We start from the raw sequence: 15,601 nt of genomic DNA on the forward strand, positions 1-15,601 counted from the left end.
AACGGAACCGAAAAAGCAGGAGAGGGACGGCAATGCCGTTCTTTTTCCGATGCAAAAACTGGACGAGTTTTCCTTTTCTTGTATCCGCTTTCACGCAAAAACCGCGCTGTAAAGCCATTTCCAACTGAGCATTCGTTCGGACGAAAGTCCAGTAAAATCTTTTTGTTTTCGTTGACACCCCCTAGGTGCCTAGCTATAATCAGACGTAACACTTTATTCTGACAACAACAATATTGAAAATATTGTTTTAATAGTAGGCCATGACGAGGATGGTGCGCGTTACCCCTTTTACAGAGAGCCCTGATGCTGAGAAACGGGTATAGGGTATGTCGCATTGCTCACCTCTGAGCCGTTTTGCTGAAACTTGCCTTGCAGGTAGTAGGCCAAACCGCTTAACACCCGTTAACGTGTTACAGTCCACATTTGCTGTGACTGGCTGAGATCGGCTGACCGTGAGGCGCCGATAAAGTTGGGTGGTACCGCGAACCCTTTCGCCCCAAAAGACATGGAAATAAAACCGTGTCGGGGCGAAAGGGTTTTTCTATGCGTCTATAGTTATTTTCAATACCTGTTGAGAATTGGGAGGAGGAGAGGTCAATGAGTGTTGAAATGGCCGAATTGCAGAAAAAGAACGGCATTCCACCGATTCAGTTCGGGGAAGAAGTGACAGGAGCAGAAACGCTGCTGCGCTGTTTGATCCTGGAGCAGGTCGAATACATTTTCGGCTATCCAGGCGGGGCGGTTCTCCCCATTTATGACTCCCTGTACGGGAGCTACTTCAAGCACATTTTGACTCGCCACGAGCAAGGCGCTATCCACGCTGCTGATGGATATGCCCGAGCGACAGGCAAACCGGGTGTATGTATCGCTACGTCCGGTCCGGGAGCAACGAACCTCGTAACGGGGATTGCAACCGCTCAGATGGACTCGGTTCCGCTGGTCTGCATCACAGGTAACGTGGCACAGTCGCTGATTGGTACCGACGCGTTCCAAGAAGCGAACATTACGGGAATTACCATCCCGATTACGAAGCACAGCTACTTTGTCCGCGACATTCGCGATCTTCCACGGATGGTGAAGGAAGCTTTCCACATCGCGACAACCGGTCGTCCGGGCCCAGTATTGATCGACATTCCTAAAGACGTCGCCAATGCGAAGGCACCATTTACCTACCCGGATCAAGTGGAGATTCGCGGCTACCGCGCTTCACTCGTACCAAGCGACGAAGAAGTACAAGAGTTTGTCAAAGCCGTTAGCGAAGCGAAGCGTCCAGTCATTTTGGCGGGCGGGGGAATCATTGCAGCTCAAGCAGAGAAAGAATTGCGCGACTTTGCAGAAAAAACACGCATCCCGGTGATCAACACCTTTATGGGATTGGGCGGTTTCCCTGGAACACACGAGTTGTCGCTGGCAATGCCAGGTATGCACGGAAATTACACAGCGAACCAAGCGCTCTTGAATGCGGATTGTGTGATTGGTCTGGGAGCACGCTTTGATGATCGGATCACGATGGGACGCACGAAGGAGTTCGCACCAAAAGCACGCATCGTACATGTCGACATCGATCCAGCAGAGCTGGGGAAAAACGTTGAGACAGCCGTCACAGTAGCGGGCGACGTGAAGAGCACGCTGGCAAAAGCAATTCCGCTCGCAAAAGCTTGTGATTCGGAAGCGTGGATCAGCCAGTTGAAAGAGTGGCGAGAACAATATCCGTACAAGTACAAAAAAGATGGCGACGTATTGAAGCCACAAGCAGTCATTGAACTCTTGTACAACTCCACAGATGGGGAAGCGATCGTCACAACAGACGTTGGACAACACCAGATGTGGACAGCTCAATACTATAAGTTCAAGCACCCGCGCTCCTTTATTTCTTCCGGTGGTCTCGGCACGATGGGCTTTGGCTTTCCGGCAGCAATTGGCGCACAGATCGCTCACCCGGATCGCACGGTAATCTCCGTCGTTGGGGATGGCGGATTCCAGATGACCAACCAGGAGCTGGCAATCGTCTCCCAATACAACATTCCGGTCAAAGTAGCGATTGTAAACAACCAGTGCTTGGGAATGGTTCGTCAATGGCAGGAGCTCTTCTACGATAATCGCTACAGCCAAATCGATCTGACCTGCAGCCCAGATTTTGTCAAGCTGGCGGAAGCATATGGCGTAAAAGGCTTGCGAGCAAGCACGCCGGAAGAAGCCGAGGCAGTTTGGGCAGAAGCGCTTGCGCATGATGGACCAGTCGTGGTGGACTTCCGCGTTGCACAGGAAGAAAACGTATATCCGATGGTTGCATCAGGCAACACACTAGATCAGATGGAATTGGGGGACGATTAGGATGCAGCGACATACCATTTCCGTACTCGTCAACGACCAACCAGGCGTTTTGACCAGAGTGGCGACACTGTTCGGCCAGCGTGGCTTCAACATCGACAGCATTACGGTGGGAGGCACGGAAGAACAGGGGCTGTCCCGGATGATCATTACAACCGGGGGAGATGACCGCCAAATCAATCAGCTCATGAAGCAATTGCACAAGCTGATCGATGTCATCTCCGTCACGAATCTCAGTGAGAACCCTTTTGTATCACGGGAACTGGCGCTGATTAAAGTGACGGCATCGCCTAGCCAGCTGGCAGAGTTAAACGGAATTGTCGAGCCGTTCCGTGCCGCGATCGTTGATGTGGGTCCTAGCTCACTGATCGTGCAAGTAACGGGTGACACCGAAAAGATTGATGCGCTGCTCGTTCTATTACAAAGCTACGGCGTTATTGAACTGACAAGAACGGGTTCAGTAGCGATGGCGCGCAGTATTGTTCCAGCAACAGCCGCAGCAACGGTTTAAATTGCCAAATTTCAGAATAAAAATTCAAACTAAACATTTTTAGGGAGGCTATACAAATGGTAAAAATGTATTATGAAGCAGACGTAAAACAAGAGGTACTGCGTGGAAAAACAATTGCAATCATCGGCTACGGTAGCCAAGGTCATGCACAAGCACAAAACCTGCGCGACAGCGGTTATAAAGTAGTTGTTGGTCTTCGTCCAGGTAAATCTTGGGATGTAGCAGCAAAAGACGGTTTTGAAGTTTTGACTGTAGCAGAAGCAACCAAACGCGCTGACGTGGTTCAAATCCTGATGCCAGATGAGCGTCAAGCACAAGTATACCGCGACGAGATCGCGCCAAACCTGAAATCCGGCGCTGCCCTGTGCTTCTCTCACGGATTCAACATCCACTACGCGCAAATCGTGCCACCAGCTGATGTAGACGTAATCATGGCAGCTCCAAAAAGCCCGGGTCACCTCGTTCGCCGCGTATACCAAGAAGGCTTTGGCGTACCTGGTCTGATCGCGATCTACCAAGATGCGACTGGCAATGCGAAGGACCTTGCACTCGCCTATTCCAGCGGTATCGGTTGCACAAAAGCAGGCGTAATCGAAACATCTTTCCGTGAAGAGACAGAAACAGACCTGTTCGGTGAGCAAGCAGTATTGTGCGGTGGCGCAAGTGAGCTGGTAAAAGCAGGCTTCGATACATTGGTGGAAGCAGGTTATGCTCCTGAGATCGCCTACTTCGAGTGCTTGCATGAGCTGAAGCTGATCGTTGACCTGATGTACGAGGGTGGTTTGGCTCGTATGCGCTACTCCATCAGTGACACTGCTGAGTACGGTGACTACAGCACAGGTCGTCGCATCATCACAGATGAAACTCGCAAAGAAATGAAAAAAGTACTGGCTGAAATCCAAGACGGTACATTCGCTCGCAATTGGATCTTGGAAAACCAAGCAAACCGTCCTGGCTTCACTTCCCGTCGTCGTCTGGAATCCGAGCATGGCATCGAGGTAGTAGGAGAGCAGCTGCGTGGCATGATGTCTTGGATCAACAAAGACACGAAAAAAGAAGAAGCGAAAATCGGCCAATAATTGCCGTATACAAAATCTATATATAATGTAGGGAAAAATGTGGAGGTGAAAAGTTCATGCGGACCATTGAGATTTTTGATACGACACTGCGTGATGGGGAGCAGTCTCCGGGCGTCAATATTAGCACGAACGAAAAGGTGGAGATCGCCCTTCAACTCGAGAAGCTGGGCGTAAACAGAATTGAGGCGGGCTTCGCTGCTGCCTCCCCTGGTGACCAAAAGTCTGTGGCCGAAGTTGCAAAACGGGTGAAGAATGCAACCGTCGTCAGTCTGGCTCGTGCCGTAAAAGACGACATGGATAAGGCATACGAAGCGCTTCGCAACGCACAAAACGCTTCCCTCCACGTCTTTCTCGCAACATCTCCGATTCACCGTCAGTTCAAGCTGAACATGAGCAAGGAAGAAGTCCTTGCTCGGGCGGTGGAGGCAGTTACTTATGCGAAAAAGTACTTTACGGAAGTTCAGTTTTCCGCAGAGGATGCGGCGCGTACCGAGATCGACTTTTTGGCAGAGGTTGTAGAGGCGGTCATCAAGGCAGGGGCTACTACGGTAAATATTCCAGATACGGTTGGCTACATGACGCCATATCAGTACGGAAACATTTTCCGTGAGCTGAAAAAACGCGTGCCTTCTACCGATCTGATTCGTCTGAGCTGCCATTGCCACGATGACCTCGGGATGGCAGTCGCCAACAGTCTCGCTGCAGTCGAGGGTGGAGCTACGCAGGTCGAGGGCACCATCAATGGAATCGGAGAGCGCGCTGGAAATGCTGCTCTGGAAGAAGTGGCGCTTGCATTGGAGACGCGCAAGGATTACTACCAGGCGACGACCAAGCTGAATTTGAAAGAAATCGCACGGACCAGCCAGCTAGTGAGCCGTTTGACAGGGATGATCGTGCCAGGGAATAAAGCAGTCGTGGGGGCAAATGCTTTTGCGCACGAGTCCGGTATTCACCAGGATGGTGTGTTAAAAGAAGTCACCACGTACGAAATTATCCGTCCGGAATCGGTCGGCTTCAAGTCAAACAAACTGGTTCTTGGCAAGCACTCTGGGCGCCATGCTTTCAAGGAAAAGCTGGTTGATCTGGGCTATCACTTGGAGCAAGAAGAGGTAAATGTAGCGTTTGCAGCGTTCAAAGTATTGTGCGACAAGAAGAAAGAAATCACGGATGACGACATTCTCGCTCTGGTAGACTCCAAAATGGTTCGCGGACCAGAAGCATTCCAGCTGGAATCCGTACAGCTCGCTTACGGCAACATTTCCGTTCCGACAGCGAGTGTGCGACTGGTTCGTGCCGACGGATCAGTATGCGAAGAAGCCGCATGTGGAAATGGATCGGTTGATTCCATCTACAAAGCGATTGACCGCGCTACTGGAGAAGAAGTCTCCCTCGTCGATTACAAAATCCTTTCCGTTACTCACGGACAAGATGCGCTGGGTGAAGTGTTCGTTCGTCTACAGCAGGGCGATCTGATCGTTACCGGCCGCGGCGTGAGCACAGATGTGCTAGAAGCGAGCGCGATCGCCTACGTCCGGGCAGTGAACAAGATCATGGAGCGTCGTGGCGAACCTACGCCCGTCAGTGCAACGATATAAAGATAGGTCAAATGTGGATAGGATCATAGGAACCAGCAGCGTTCGGAAACCATTACGTATAGAAAAGGGATAAACGATGAAGAAAAACTATCGCATCGCCGTTCTTCCTGGAGACGGTATTGGACCAGAAATCATGCAGGAAGCGGTCAAAGTCCTTACACTCGTAGGGGAACTTGAAGGAGTCACTTTTACATGTGAAGAAGGCCGGATCGGTGGTATCGCAATCGATACGGATGGAACACCGTTGCCAGAAGAAACGGTAACGCTGGCTAAGCAAGCGGATGCTGTGCTCTTAGGAGCTGTTGGCGGACCGAAGTGGGACCAGAATCCTGGGAATCTTCGCCCAGAAACAGGGCTGCTCGGTATTCGCAAAGCACTCGGGTTGTTTGCGAACATTCGCCCAGCTACCATGCACAGCTCTCTGGTCGATGCTTCCTCCCTCAAACCAGAAGTCGTTTCTGGCGTTGACTTGATCGTTGTACGTGAACTGACCGGGGGGATTTATTTCGGTGAGAAAAAACGCTATGACGGTCCAAACGGTGAAGTCGCAGAAGATCAGTGCATCTATCATGAAGCGGAAGTCGAGCGAATCATTCGAGTCGGTTTCGACATTGCGCGAAAACGCCAAAAGCGTCTCGTATCTGTAGATAAGGCGAACGTCCTCGAAAGCTCCCGCCTCTGGCGCAAGGTAGCCGAGCGAGTAGCGGCGGACTATCCAGATGTAGAGCTGTCTCACCAGTTGGTAGACTCCTGCGCGATGCAACTCGTACGTGAACCAAAGCAGTTTGACGTCATCGTGACGGAAAACATGTTCGGCGACATCTTGAGCGATCAGGCAGCGATGCTGACGGGTTCGATTGGGATGCTGTCCTCGGCGAGTTTGGCAGCAGGCAGTTTTGGCCTGTATGAACCGGTTCATGGCTCTGCCCCTGACATTGCTGGAAAAGGCATTGCCAATCCGCTGGCAACCATTTTGTCCGTAGCGATGATGCTTCGTCTCTCGCTCGGTATGGATGAAGCGGCAGCAGCAGTGGAAAACGCAGTTTGGTCCGTACTGGAAGCAGGACATCGCACTGGCGATATCGCGGCAGACAGAAGCAAAGCGATTGGTACAATCGAGATGGGCCAACTGGTTCGCGACGAGCTGTCCAAACAGTGGCAAAAACAATAAATCATACAAAACGAAACCCTGCCAAAGTCCTTCGGGTGCTTTGGCAGGGTTTTCTCCATTTTTATACGGTTTATCCGATCGTGATCTTCCCTTTCGGATAGCGGAAGTATTCCTTTTGTTTGCGCTGTGCGAGGGCAAAGGCAATCGTGAGTGGTCCCACCCGACCAGCAAACATCGTCAATACGATCAGCGTTTTTCCGATCGGAGTCAGATGAGGGGTCAGCCCCATGGATAGTCCAGTCGTAGCAAACGCGGAAGTGACCTCGAACAGGATCATTTCGAATCGGGCGGTTGTCTCCGTAATCGAGAGCACCATCGTCATGACAAGTACAATGGACAGAGCGATCATGGTCAGCGTCAGTGATTTGTAGACCATGTGAGGCAGGATGCGTTGGCGGAAGAAAATGACATCTTCCTTTCCTTTAATTTGGGCGATAACAGCACCAAGCAGTGTGGCAAAGGTTGTCGTCTTGATTCCGCCTCCCGTTGAGCCCGGAGATGCACCGATGAACATCAGGATAATAATGAGGAAAAGTGAAGACTGATACATATCCCCGATATTCAATGTGTTCGAACCTGCCGTACGAGGTGTAACTGACTGATAAAAGGAGCCAAGCACTTTGCCCATCATGGAAAGGGGCTGCAAGGTCTTCGGATTGTTGTACTCCAAAATGAAGATAAGCACGGTCCCAGCCGTAATCAAGAGACCGGTTGTTGCCAATACCACTTTCGTATGTAAAGACAGGCGACGGGTTTGACGATAATCGTATAACTCACTCACAACAATGAAACCAATACCACCAAGAATGATCATCAAACAGACGACGAGATTGACGAGCAGATCATCTACATAAGCTGTTAAGCTGGCGAAATCGCCCATCAGGTCAAATCCAGCGTTATTAAAATTAGAAATCGCATGGAAAAAGCCGAAGTAGATCGCCTTTGACAGAGGAAAGTCAAAGGCAAAACGAATAGAGAGAAGCACTCCACCTATAAACTCAGTGACGGCAGTAAAAATCAAAATCATTTTAGCTAAACGTACGACCCCTTCTATCGATATCTGATTCAGTGATTCTTGAAGGATGAGCCGTTCACGCAATGAGATTTTTTTACGCATAATCAGTGCGAAAAAGGTAGCGAATGTCATAAAGCCAAGTCCGCCAATTTGAATGAGCGACAAAATGACGAGCTGACCAAAGGTAGTGAAGGTCGTTCCAGTATCGACGACAACCAAGCCTGTTACGCACGTAGCAGAGGTGGCCGTAAACAGAGCATCAAGCCAATACAGGCCAAGTCCATCAACGGTAGAGACCGGGAGTGTCAAAAGCAGCGTACCCAGGAAAATAATCAAGGCAAACCCAAGTACAAGCGTTTTTGGTGGATCAAGGTGAAGCTTTTCTACGATTTTTTTAATCATAGCAGGTTATACCTCGGCTTTTTTCGAGTCTTGTGTATGAGAAGAAGGGAAACCCATCTCTTAGTATGGCATTTCCCTTGGAAAACTTACCGAAGAAGAGCAGCGCCCAATCGGTGAAGCCAATGTTTCAACTCTCGCTCTTCCAATGGAGCAAGCGGGAAACGGACAGCCGGGCAGCGCAGAATATCGTCAGGCTCATCCGCTACGCGAAAGGCATGGCCGCCTGTCAACTCGAGACCTTCCTCCCGCAGAATAGCGACGACTCTCTCTTCCTGTTCGGTTGCTCTTGCGGTTGGCGTGCCCCATTTGATCCATGTATTTAAGCCGCCTGTGATGGGGAACATCCGCGCATGATCGGGGAGTGCTTGCCGTCTTTCTTGCCAGAGTCGCAGGAAGCGGGCCTGGAATAGGGAACGTCGATCTGCAAGAAACTCTTCATAAAACCAAGGATCATCAAGGAGTTGAACGGCTGCTTCTACGACGAGCAGAGAAGGTTCCGCTCCGGTCATGGAAACAAGCTGGCTGTAGCGCTCCAATTCATCATCCGATAAATCAGAGGGAAGCATCAACACGCCCAATTGCAGGTCGCGAGCCAGTGTTTTGGACAAAGAATGCAAATAGTAGACCTCAATAGAGTTTTTTGCCTGCGCAGCCATGTGGTACAGTGGAACGCTCGGCTCTTCAAACCAGAGGTCGCCATAATGGTCGTTTTCAATCAGACGTACGTTATGATTATGTGCCCATTCGAGCAGCTCTTCCTTTCGTTTCAATGAATAGCTGATGCCCGTTGGGAATTGGTAATGCGGGTTAATCAACAGCCAATTGGCGGGGTAATGCTCCTGCTCTTCATTGAGGGCTTGAATACAGACGCCTTCTTCATCCATGCGAATCGGGCGAACCGTAATACCGCACTGGCTCAGTAAGCGCAGGAATACGGGATAGCTATACTCCTCCACATAGACGACATCGCGCGCATTCATGATGCGCTGTGCTAAAAAGGCGAAGCCGCTCGTGCTTCTGTTAAAAAGCAGAAGTCGTTCAGGTGAGTGTGGCAGTCCTCTGCGGCTGAGATGATCAGCGAAAACTTTGGCAGCCTGCGTTCGCATGATTTTCTTCTTCGCGGACGGTTCATCCAATACGGTCAGGCTCTCATAAAAAGCACCACGCAAACGCTTCACCAGCTCTTCGCTTGGACGAGGGGAGGAATCAGCTAGGGAAGCAATCGGAATATCTGTGAGCGGGAGGCGATTTTCCAAACGAGCTTCTTTGGCAAGCTGCGTCAAGTAATAACCTTTACCGTGCACAGCTTCCAGCCAGCCTTCCAGCGCAAGATGATCGTATGCTTTTTTGACTGTCTCCAACGAGCAGCCGCTAATTGTCTTCATATCTCGCAGCGATATCAATTGTTGTCCATCTACAAGAAAGGCACCACGCAGAATCGCTGTTTTTAATTGTTCAGCGAGTTGTACATAGATTGGTGTGTGCGATTGTTTGTGGAAATGAAAAGAAAAATAAGGTCGCTCTGGCATTCGCGCACGCCTCCTTGTCTGTCGAAAAAATAGCAGTCATCAGCATTATATAGGAAAGCGAAGCATCTCGGGTATAGGGAGTGAAGAAATTGTTGCCGGAACGACGAGGGTATTGGAAACTCGAACATGGTATCATGAGAAAAAGATATATATTGAAGAAATGAGGAAATTACGGATGAGTACGCAGGAACACAAGGCGCTAGCGCCCAAGCAAGTCACATGCATGGTCATTACCGTTTCCGATACTCGGACAGAGGATACAGATAAAAGCGGTCAGTTAATGAAGCAGCTTCTGACTGAAGCCGGTCACAGCGTTGCTCTTTATCAAATGGTAAAGGACGAGCCTGAACAGGTCATTGCGGCGATTGAAGCGGGAATCGCACATGGCGACGTTCAAGTCATTCTTCTCAATGGCGGTACTGGCATTTCGCCAAGAGACAATACCTTTGAGGCTGTTTCTGGCTTGCTTGATAAGGAAATGCCGGGATTTGGCGAGCTGTTTCGGATGTTGAGCTTTACAGAAGACATCGGTTCCGCAGCGATGCTCAGTCGTGCGATTGCGGGGACACGGAAAGGGAAGATGATTTTTTCCACACCAGGCTCGACAGGTGCGGTGCGATTGGCGATGAATCGGTTGATCGTGCCAGAGCTGGGGCATGTGGTGCGCGAATTAAATCGGTAACCATTCGGGTTCAGCAACCTTGTAACCGGATGGATTTGCCGTTAGTAGTCTCGTATGGTACTGTTACGAAAGGATAAAGATCGGTCAGACCATGAACCATCGATTGCAGATGGTTTTTTGGTGCCGAATTTTGCAAGGAGAGTAGGCCCATCCATGAAGATTTTACTATCGACCTTAAACGCCAAGTTTATTCACTCCTCACTTGCTTTGCGCTATTTGCGAAGCTATGCCCAGGAAGCATTTCCTTCGATTGAGGTGGTGGAGTATACCATCAACGATGTAACGTTAAATATAGTAGCAGATATACACAAGCGCAAGCCGGATGTCGTTGCATTTTCCTGTTATATCTGGAACATTCGCGAGACCCTCAGTGTCATGCGCACGCTGAAAAAGATTTGCCCGGATGTTCCGATTATCCTCGGGGGACCAGAAGTGACCTACGATGCGGATGAATGGATGAAGAAGCATCCTGAAATCGATGTCATCTGCATTGGTGAAGGGGAGCAGACCTTCTTGGAGCTTTTGCAGGTGTATCAGGAATCCTTGCAAACCAAGCAGCCCCCACGCCTGCGTGATGTAGCCGGGATCGCTTATCGCGAAGAGGAGTACGTGCGTTTTTCCATGCCGCGTGCGCAAGTGGAAGAGATGGACAGCATTCCTTCCCCATACGCGGACCATCTGGACGAGCTGAACAACCGCGTCGTCTATTTTGAGGCGTCCCGTGGGTGTCCGTTCAAATGCCAATACTGTCTGTCTTCGATTGAAGACGGCGTACGCTATTTCAGTCTGGAACGAGTGAAAGAAGATCTCATGCGCTTGATCAATCACGGGGTCAAAACGATCAAGTTCGTGGATCGCACGTTTAACATCAATAAAAAATATGCGTTGGAAATCTTTCAATTTTTGATCGACAACCACAATGGCACAGTCTTTCAATTCGAGATCACGGCAGACATTTTGCGCGCGGACGTACTCGACTTCTTGACCGAGAATGCACCTCCAGGCATTTTCCGCTTCGAGATTGGGGTTCAGTCCACAAATGATGAAACGAACCGCCTTGTTCAGCGGATTCAGCGTTTCGATCGTCTTGCGCGGACAGTGACACAGATCAAGGATTCGAAAAAAATCGATCAGCATCTGGACTTGATCGCTGGTTTGCCTGAGGAAGATTATGCATCCTTCCGCAAAACCTTTAATGACGTGTTTGGTTTACGCCCGGAAGAGCTTCAGCTCGGCTTTTTGAAAATGCTGCGAGGGACAGGTGTTCGTGCGCGTGCGGCTAATCACGGCTATGTTTTTATGGATGAGGCTCCTTACGAAATTTTGGGGAACAATGTCCTTTCCTTTGATGACATGCAAAAAATCAAGCGTGTAGAAGACATTCTAGAAAAGTACTGGAATGCGCACCGGATGGACTATACAGTGGAGTGGCTGTTGGCGAATCAATTTGAAACAGCTTTTGACTTCTTCCAGACATTTGGCGACTATTGGGAAAATCAAGGCTGGAGCCGTATCGGTCATCAATTAGAGGATTTGTTCGTGCGTTTGCAGAAGTTTTTGCAAATCCAGCAAGTGGACGGTATGGGGCATGTGCTCAGCATGATGAAATTCGATTTCCTGCGAAATCAGAAGCATCGCCCGCGCAAGCTGTGGTGGGAGGATGTCATGGACAAGGAAGAGATGCAACAGACGTTCGCTGTCCTAACCGAGCAGCGTGAGCGACTCCGCGATGATTTTGCGGCACATGCTGCGTTGGAAAAAGATTACTTCAAGCACACGCTGACTGCCAAAGTGACCTTTGACATTGAAAGATGGATGGAGACCGGTGAGTTTGTCGAGGGAGATTTTACACTCGTCGTGTATTATCCGTACAAAGATGAAGAGCAAAATGCTTTTGCTGTCGTCAAGCAGGACGTCCAAGTAGCAGGCTAAACCACCGGATGATGAGATGAGTGGAAGGGGGGAGAGGCAGATGAACGCAAGCGAGTATACGGAGGCTGTCGAGGAACTGTTGCGTGCACATGGTGATTCGATGGTGGCTGGGCCAATGGAGCAGTACATGAAAAATCATTTTCCTTTTCTGGGGATAAAATCACCACAGCGCAAAGAACTGACTAAACAAATCTTTCGAGATTATGGCGTACCCGAAAATTGGGAGCAGGTCGTTAGTTCCTTGTGGGCTTTGTCAGCGCGAGAGTACCAGTATGTAGCTCTTGACGTACTCGAGAAGTCCAAAAAGCGTCTCACCCCTGACCATCTCCCGTTCGTAGTCGAACTGATCACAACAAAATCGTGGTGGGATACCGTGGATTATTTGGCTTCCCATACAACGGGCAGATTGTTTGCCTTGCATCCCGAACTGATCGAACCGAATACGACAGCCTGGATGAATGGAACCAACATGTGGCTGCAACGAACGGCGATTTTATTTCAGTTGTCATACAAAGACAAGACAGATCAGCGGCTGCTCTTTTCCTTGGTGGAGAGATGCGCGGATTCCAAAGAGTTTTTTATTCAGAAGGCAATCGGCTGGGCGTTGAGAGAGTATGCGAAAACAAATCCCGACGCCGTACGTGAATTTGTAGAAGCGACGCCACTCGCGAGTTTGTCCAGACGTGAAGCGCTCAAACATCTGTCATGATAGAGTCGTCTGGCGTATCTGTGCTTGATAAAATACGTAAATCTATTGCAAAATAAACAAGTACCTTTTTTGGGGTTCATACGTAATACATAGAGTCAGATATCGTGCGATGCCATAGCTGCTAGTATGTCAAGAAATGACCGCACTGTGGCAAGGATAGGGGATTTTGCCTCATGGAAGTCGACCTGCTGATGTCAATCATAGAGCAATACGGTTACGTAGCGATTTTTTTCCTGCTCTGGCTAGGGATTGTCGGTTTGCCGATTCCCGATGAGCTGGTTGTCGCTACAGGAGGATTTCTTGCCTCCATCGGCGTGCTAAACCCATGGTATTCTTTTTTGGCGGGATATTTAGGGGTTGCCTCCGGATTGACGATTGGCTTTTTACTTGGAAAGTATTTTGGGAAACCGATATTGCAATGGCTATGCAAAACCGAGAAAATGAGGAACGCTGTGAATCGATCAACGGGCTTGCTGGAGAAGTACGGTACTACTGCTCTTTGCATTAGCTACTTATTTCCGGTTGTCCGTCATGTTGTCCCTTATTTGGTCGGACTGGGCGGTATGTCGTTCCGGCGTTATGCGATGCTGTCTTATCCAATCGGGTTGGTTTGGACCGTTGCTTTCTACTTTCTCGGCCATGTATTTGGTAATAACGTGGAAGCGATTATCGAAGTCATCCGTAAATACGGTTTTTATGCTTTGCTGGTGCTCGTGGTTGTTTTGGGTGTGGTATTCTTCGTACGCAAGCAGTTTATGGGAAATCGGGCATATCGGGCAAAAGGAGAATAAGAAATGTACCATCAACAATTAGCTGCCCATCGCCGCAATTTCGTGCTGATGCTCGTCATAAGCTGGGTCCTCCTGTTGGCAGGATACTTCAATTCGAATGTCTGGGTGCTGGCTGCGGGAGCTTTACTGCTAAATGGTTATGCTTATTACCTGATGCAGACAGACAAGCGTCTGGCGAAAGAAAAAGGTTTTCGGGTTCCAGAACAGAGTCTTTTGTTAGTCGCATTTTTAGGAGGAGGAATCGGTGCGCTTGAGGGCATGCTTATTCAACGGCATAAGACCAAGCATATGTCTTTTCTCATCCTGCTCCCGCTCTTTTGCATCGCGCAAATTTTGTTAGTCATTTGGTTGACGCAGCTATACTTGAATAAAAGTCTCGTGTCGTAGGTGGCACGGGATTTTCTTTTTACGAATGGGATTCCGCTGTTTGAAAATTCAGCCTATAATGGAGGGGAACGATAGAACAAGCTGAGGAGGTAGCTATGTCTCAATCAAGCCCCCTAACGAAAACGGACGCGCAGCAATTGGATGCACAGGACGAACTCGCGAGCTATCGCGAAGAGTTTTATCTGCTTCCGAGCCTGTATTTGGATGGCAACTCGCTTGGCCTCATGTCAAAAAGAGCGGAAAAGAGTGTCATGGATATGATGCAGTCTTGGAAGGAGCTGGGTGTGGAAGGCTGGACAACGGGTAACCATCCGTGGTTTTTCTTCTCGGAGAAATTGGGAGAGATGAGCGCAGCACTTGTAGGGGCAAGCCCCGAGGAAGTGATCGTAACGGGTTCTACGACGATTAACCTCCATCAGCTGGCAGCTACCTTCTATCATCCGGTTGGGAAAAGGACGAAGGTCGTTGCCACCGAGCTGGATTTCCCTACCGATATATACGCACTCCAGAGTCAAATGAAGCTCCATGGGCTGGACCCAGAAGAGCATTTGGTTCGGGTAGCGTCAAGAGATGGCCGTCTGATCGAGGAAGAGGACATTATCGATGCGATGACTGATGAAGTAGCATTGGTAGTCCTCCCGACGGTCCTGTATCGCAGCGGCCAGCTGCTCGATATCGAACGGTTGACAGCAGCTGCACATGAGAGAGGTATTCTGATTGGTTTTGACGGATGTCATTCTGTAGGCGCGATCCCGCATTCCTTCAGCAAATGGGGAGTGGACTTTGCATATTGGTGCAACTACAAATACGTAAATGCAGGGCCCGGAAGCGTGGGCAGCCTATATGTCAACCGCAAGCATTTTGGCAGGGCTCCGGGATTGGCCGGGTGGTTCAGTTCGAAAAAGGATAAGCAATTTGACATGGAACATACACTGGATGCATGCGAAAATGCGGGCGCTTACCAGATTGGTACCCCCCATATGTTGAGCCTCGCACCACTGTTTGGTTCCTTGGAAATGTTCCAGGAGGCATCCGTGGAGAAGCTTCGTACCAAGTCGCTCGGCTTAACGCGGTTCATGATGGATTTGATCGAGGTGGAGTTGGCAGACATGGGTTTTACGATTGCGAACCCACAGCAGGATGATCGCCGAGGTGGGCATGTCAGCCTTGAACACGATGAGGCCATACGTATATGCAAGGCTTTGAAGGAAGCGGGCATTATTCCTGACTTCCGTGCACCGAACATCATCCGATTAGCCCCCGTTGCTTTCTATACAACTTATACAGAGGTTTGGGAAAGTGTCCAGATCTTAAAGACGATCATGCAAGAGAAGAGCTACGAGAAATTTGAGAACAAGCGCGAGGTAGTTGCTTAACAGGTCCGACTTAGGTTGGACCTGTTTTTCTTTTTGAATACGCCTTTTACGGGATTTCCTTTCCATGTATTGGGCACACTATCCGTACCTG

Annotated in this window: 13 protein-coding genes; 11 read left to right on the top strand and 2 right to left on the bottom strand. The window is 49.6% G+C overall.

Annotated elements, in window-relative coordinates; all coding sequences use genetic code 11:
• The first annotated feature begins 597 nt into the window (after positions 1-597).
• The 5 genes from ilvB to leuB all read left to right on the top strand — a co-directional run bounded on the left by ilvB (position 598) and on the right by leuB (position 6,687).
• Positions 598-2,334: a biosynthetic-type acetolactate synthase large subunit gene (ilvB, locus tag HP398_RS08415; RefSeq protein WP_017251039.1), complete on the top strand. Its 1,737-nt coding sequence runs from the start codon at positions 598-600 to the stop codon at positions 2,332-2,334.
• A gap of 1 nt (position 2,335) precedes the next feature.
• Positions 2,336-2,842 carry an acetolactate synthase small subunit gene (gene ilvN, locus HP398_RS08420; RefSeq protein WP_017251040.1) on the top strand — a complete coding sequence of 169 codons (507 nt, stop codon included), beginning with the start codon at positions 2,336-2,338 and terminating at the stop codon, positions 2,840-2,842.
• Positions 2,843-2,898: 56 nt separating this feature from the next.
• On the top strand, positions 2,899-3,921 hold the full coding sequence (gene ilvC / locus HP398_RS08425) for a ketol-acid reductoisomerase (RefSeq protein ID WP_007728552.1): 1,023 nt from the start codon (positions 2,899-2,901) through the stop codon (positions 3,919-3,921).
• Between the two features lie 56 nt (positions 3,922-3,977).
• A complete protein-coding gene (locus tag HP398_RS08430; protein ID WP_017251041.1) occupies positions 3,978-5,516 on the top strand; it encodes a 2-isopropylmalate synthase in 1,539 nt (512 codons plus the stop codon).
• Positions 5,517-5,592: 76 nt separating this feature from the next.
• Positions 5,593-6,687 (top strand): 3-isopropylmalate dehydrogenase, encoded by a 1,095-nt coding sequence (gene leuB, locus HP398_RS08435; protein WP_069845575.1) that lies wholly within the window; start codon positions 5,593-5,595, stop codon positions 6,685-6,687.
• A gap of 70 nt (positions 6,688-6,757) precedes the next feature.
• Here the strand turns inward: leuB and HP398_RS08440 are convergent, their stop codons facing one another.
• On the bottom strand, positions 6,758-8,104 hold the full coding sequence (locus tag HP398_RS08440; protein WP_173622370.1) for a TrkH family potassium uptake protein: 1,347 nt from the start codon (positions 8,102-8,104) through the stop codon (positions 6,758-6,760).
• Positions 8,105-8,190: 86 nt separating this feature from the next.
• Positions 8,191-9,633, bottom strand: a complete 1,443-nt coding sequence (locus HP398_RS08445) for an aminotransferase-like domain-containing protein (protein WP_173622371.1) — start codon at positions 9,631-9,633, stop codon at positions 8,191-8,193.
• A 175-nt stretch (positions 9,634-9,808) separates the two neighbouring features.
• On the opposite strand from HP398_RS08445, the gene HP398_RS08450 reads away from it, so the two are divergent.
• From HP398_RS08450 to kynU, 6 genes are all read left to right on the top strand, one after another.
• Complete coding sequence (locus tag HP398_RS08450; RefSeq protein WP_173622372.1) at positions 9,809-10,315, top strand: MogA/MoaB family molybdenum cofactor biosynthesis protein; 507 nt, start codon at positions 9,809-9,811, stop codon at positions 10,313-10,315.
• A gap of 153 nt (positions 10,316-10,468) precedes the next feature.
• Positions 10,469-12,247, top strand: a complete 1,779-nt coding sequence (locus HP398_RS08455; protein WP_173622539.1) for a B12-binding domain-containing radical SAM protein — start codon at positions 10,469-10,471, stop codon at positions 12,245-12,247.
• 40 nt (positions 12,248-12,287) lie between these two features.
• Positions 12,288-12,956 (top strand): DNA alkylation repair protein, encoded by a 669-nt coding sequence (locus HP398_RS08460; RefSeq protein ID WP_017251047.1) that lies wholly within the window; start codon positions 12,288-12,290, stop codon positions 12,954-12,956.
• A 173-nt stretch (positions 12,957-13,129) separates the two neighbouring features.
• The gene (locus HP398_RS08465; RefSeq protein WP_017251048.1) at positions 13,130-13,747 is read left to right on the top strand and encodes a DedA family protein; all 618 of its coding nucleotides are present in this window, start codon (positions 13,130-13,132) and stop codon (positions 13,745-13,747) included.
• A gap of 3 nt (positions 13,748-13,750) precedes the next feature.
• A complete protein-coding gene (locus tag HP398_RS08470; RefSeq protein WP_017251049.1) occupies positions 13,751-14,134 on the top strand; it encodes a DUF1294 domain-containing protein in 384 nt (127 codons plus the stop codon).
• A 95-nt stretch (positions 14,135-14,229) separates the two neighbouring features.
• Positions 14,230-15,510, top strand: a complete 1,281-nt coding sequence (kynU, locus tag HP398_RS08475; protein WP_017251050.1) for a kynureninase — start codon at positions 14,230-14,232, stop codon at positions 15,508-15,510.
• The last annotated feature ends 91 nt before the right edge of the window (positions 15,511-15,601 follow it).

The organism is Brevibacillus sp. HB1.4B (genome assembly GCF_013284285.1).
Classification (GTDB): Bacteria; Bacillota; Bacilli; order Brevibacillales; family Brevibacillaceae; genus Brevibacillus; species Brevibacillus porteri.